Origin of the sequence: Mesobacillus sp., assembly GCF_049588175.1 — a bacterium.
In the GTDB taxonomy this organism is placed as follows: Bacteria; Bacillota; Bacilli; order Bacillales; family Cytobacillaceae; genus Mesobacillus.
In genome coordinates this window covers 1-4,176 of the sequence record NZ_JBAVFI010000788.1, presented here as the reverse complement: position 1 = coordinate 4,176, position 4,176 = coordinate 1, and the positions used below count along the sequence as shown (strand labels likewise).

3 protein-coding genes are annotated in these 4,176 nt (G+C 44.7%); all 3 read right to left on the bottom strand.

Translation table 11 applies throughout. The features are described from left to right. Positions 1–181 (bottom strand): formate dehydrogenase accessory sulfurtransferase FdhD (locus WB217_RS19195; protein ID WP_423994939.1); only part of this gene is annotated, 181 nt, incomplete at its 3' end. Between the two features lie 229 nt (positions 182–410). Then, a complete protein-coding gene (locus tag WB217_RS19190; protein WP_423994937.1) occupies positions 411–959 on the bottom strand; it encodes a DUF1641 domain-containing protein in 549 nt (182 codons plus the stop codon). Continuing rightward, positions 952–3,909 (bottom strand): formate dehydrogenase subunit alpha, encoded by a 2,958-nt coding sequence (gene fdhF, locus WB217_RS19185; RefSeq protein ID WP_423994936.1) that lies wholly within the window; start codon positions 3,907–3,909, stop codon positions 952–954. The genes WB217_RS19190 and fdhF overlap by 8 nt, the downstream gene beginning before the upstream one ends. Positions 3,910–4,176: the final 267 nt, after the last annotated feature.

The following is a 4,176-nucleotide window of genomic DNA, read 5'->3' as shown; positions in this document are numbered from 1 at the left end:
AACCCGTTTGTTCCTGGATCCATATATCTTCAATATCAGTGAATTTTCTAATGATGCCCTCTGAAGCAAGATAGCCAATTACCATTTCTTCGATGTAGTCAGGGGTACAAACCATCGTGACAAATTCATGCCCGTTCAGCTTAACAGTGACAGTAAATTCGGTTACGACACTGTCTACCATTCTTTCGGCCTGGCCATCTCCAAAACGAAGAATTTCCCTTTTGACTTCGACTGGTTCCACAACAGCCATCCCCCTAATTAATTTTTCCCTATCAGTCTTTTACTTTTAACCAAATACTGAAGCTTTCAAACTTGCGGCTTGTCATGAGGAACCTTCGTTTCACCGTCCTTCCGTAAATTTTAAAAAAGGCAGCAAGCTAGTAAGCCTGCTGCCTGCTCATACTTTGCAATTACCTCTCGAGCGTCCCATCCTTGCTTTGGTGCAAATCCTGGTCTTCTGGAAGCTGAGTCGTCCTCTCTAGACCGCTCGTATCCTCACCCATCCCTTTCAGAAATTCAAAAAGTAAAGTCAGGGCGCGGTTGATTTCTGGATCCTTCAATGATCTGACAATATCAAAATAGCCTAATTTGTCATCGTTATCCTTGTATTCTGCCACTCTTGCAATCCCAGAGTTCAATTTCAGCAGCAGCGGTTCGAGCTGCTTAACATTGATTGTTCCCAAAACGCCGACCATAAGCAACAGATTTTTCAGAGTATTTGTAGCCTCTGGTTTGTCAGCTGCTTTTATCAATACATTTAGAACCTTGTCACCCTCGCTGAACAATCCACTCAGCAATGCCAAAACTCCACGATCATGCATATGTTTAACTACATCCAGTGATTGTAAAATTGCATCCTTGTTATCTAGCAGGGCGCTCTCGACTTCCTCCAGATCCATTCTTCTTTTTTGATCTTCTGACAATTCGATATGGTGAATCTTCGTAATCGCTTTAGCCATGCTGAGTCCGCTCCTTTTTCACAAGATCGCCCGGGAAGATATAATCCGGACGCGCCCACTTCTTCTGCACCTGGACGCCAATCTGCGGCTGAGGATTACCGTATCGGAAATTATTATGCGGCAATGGATTGACACCTTCATGCTGCAAAATCTCCATTTTCGCTTTTGTCTCCTTATAAGCAGGGGTGTCTGTATCCTTATCGCCAAAGCTGCTTGTAATCAGGTTGATTGCCGCTTCTCCGCTGTCGTTCATTGGCAAATACACTTCTTTCCCTTGTACCCTGTCAGTGACAAGACATTTTACTTTTACGTTTCCATAAGGAGATGTAAGCCTTACAAGCGTCCCATTCTGGATGCCTCTTTCTTCGGCAAGCTCCGGGGAAACCTCTAGGAAAGTTTCAGGTGTTTTTGAAGTGATTCCTTTTGATTTGTAGGTCAGATTCCCTTCATGGAAGTGCTCTAGCAAGCGGCCATTATTGACATGGATGTCATATTCTTCACCATATTGAATTGGAATCGACCACTTGACTGGGACCAGGCGCGCCTTTCCATCCGGGAACGGGAAATGATCCAGATAAAGGACAGGTGTATCAGTGCCATCCTGATTAACCGGCCACTGTAAACTGTTATAGCCTTCAAGCCTTTCATACGTTACTCCTGAGTAAATCGGCATCAGCATTGCTGCTTCTGCCATGATTTCACCAGGATGCTCATACTCCCAGCCTGCTCCGAGACGATTCGCGACTTCTAAAATGATCTGCCAATCTGGTTTGGACTCGCCAAGCTGGTCAAACACCTGATACAATCGCTGAATTCTGCGTTCAGTATTAGTGAATGTTCCCTCTTTTTCAAAGCTTGGACTTGCCGGAAGAACTACATCCGCAAATTGCGCTGTCCTTGTAAAGAAAACATCCTGGACAACAAAGAAATCCAGTTTTTCATATGCTGCATGGACATGATTGATATTTGAATCAACTAGCCCCATTTCTTCCCCTTTTAAATACATAGCTTTTAGGGTGCCGGCATGCATTCCATCGATCATGTCGTGGTTATTGATTCCAGGATCTGCAGGAAGTTCGGTTCCCCATGCCTGTTCAAACTTTTGACGCAGAGTTTCATTATCTACGCGCTGGTACCCAGGCAAATGCTCTGGACTGCTTCCGAAATCGCTGGCTCCCTGGACATTATTATGACCACGGAGAGGATATGCTCCCGTTCCCGGACGTCCGTAGTTGCCAGTGATCAACAAGAGGTTCGAGATCGCAGTACTTGTATCACTGCCGCCAAGATGCTGGGTAACCCCCATTGCCCATAATGTACAAACGCTTTTAGCTTCATGGATCATAGTAGCAATTTGAATTAGCGTTTCTTTGGATAGCCCAGTTGTTTTCTCGGCGTATTCCAGTGTAAAACCATCAAGACTTTCAACGTATTCTCCAAGTCCATTGACTTTATCATTTAAGAATTTCTCGTCTGCCCAGCCCTGGTCGATGATGTACTTTGTTACAGCTGATAGCCATATTAAGTCGCTTCCGGCTTTGGGCCTTACAAACAAGTCTGCTCGGTCAGCCATTTCATGTTTACGCAAATCAGCCACAATTACCTTTTGGCCATTTAGCTTTTGTGCCCTTTTAACTCGTGTCGCCAGTACCGGGTGAGCTTCAGAAGTATTGGATCCGACGATGATGACGAGTTCTGACATCGCAATATCCTTGATGGACCCTGCGTCTCCTCCATAGCCAACAGTCCGGAATAATCCAACCGTAGCCGGAGTCTGGCAATACCGCGAACAGTTATCTACGTTATTCGTGCCGATTACTGCTCTGGCAAGCTTTTGCATAAGATAGGATTCTTCATTTGTACATTTTGAAGATGTAATAAATCCTAGTGAGTCTGGACCATATTCATTCTTGATTTCTGTAAATTTGCTGGCGATTAAGCCAAGCGCTTCCTCCCACTCCGCTTCCCTAAAGCTTTCACCGTCACGGATCAGCGGCTTGGTAAGACGCTCCTCGCTGTTAACGAAATCCCAGCCGAATTTACCTTTTACACAAGTAGAGATCCCATTGGCAGGCGCATCGATTTGAGGTTCCACTTTAAGGATCTCACGGCCTTTCGTCCACACGTCAAAACTGCAGCCTACACCGCAGTAGGTACATACTGTTTTAGTCTTCTTAATTCTTGATTCTCGCATTGCTGATTCCATATCGGAAATAGCGAGGATGGACCCGTAACCCGTTTCTACCCCCTTTGTAATTTCAATCATCGGACGGAGCGTCTCTTTGGCGATTCCAGTCAGGAAGCCTGCTTCTCCTTCCATCCCTTTTTCCATCATTGCATTACATGGACATACCGTTGAGCAATGACCACATGAAACGCAGGAAGATTCATTGATTGGAACATCGTTATCCCAGATAACACGAGGACGGTCTCGTTCCCAGTCAATTCTCAATGTTTCAGTAACCTGAACATCCTGGCAAGCCTCTACACATCTGCCGCACAAAATACATTGATCAGGGTCATACCGGTAAAAGGGGTTTGAACTATCTTTTTCATATGGTTTGTGATCGAATGGGATGCTCTGGTGGTTGATTTTCATTTCTTTTACTGTGTTATGTACCTCACATGTCCCATTATTGTAATCACAAACAGTACAGTATAGTTCATGATTAAAAAGAATCTTATCCATTGCCATTGTCTGTGCCTTCTTAACTTCAGGCGCAACTGTATCAATGACATCTCCATTTTTCATCTTGGTAGAACAGGATCTGACCATTTCCCCGTTCACTTCAACAATACATGTATCACATGTCTCGATTGGTCCCAGGCTGGGATGGTAGCAAACGCTTGGAACTTCGATCGAGCTGTCTGAAAGGTATTGAAGGATTGTTTGATTTTCAGTAGCCGACACTTCGGCGCCGTTGATAGAAACATTTATTTTGCCAGACAAAGCTTCATCTTCCTTTCTACTATAAAATTGCTCTATTCCTCACTACCCTATCCAATTAGAACTTTAACCACATTTAATATAGTTTTTTTAAAATTAACATCGAAAAAAGCCCTCCCGAAAATCCGGAAGGGCCTCAAAACTTTAAATTATAGGCTGTGTTAAACTTGTCTGTTGATTTCCGCTCCAGGCACTCGCTTTCGCGGGGCGTCAGGTCAGTCTCCTCGTCGCTTTGCTCCTGCGGGGTCTCGCCTTGGCCGCTCCCACAGG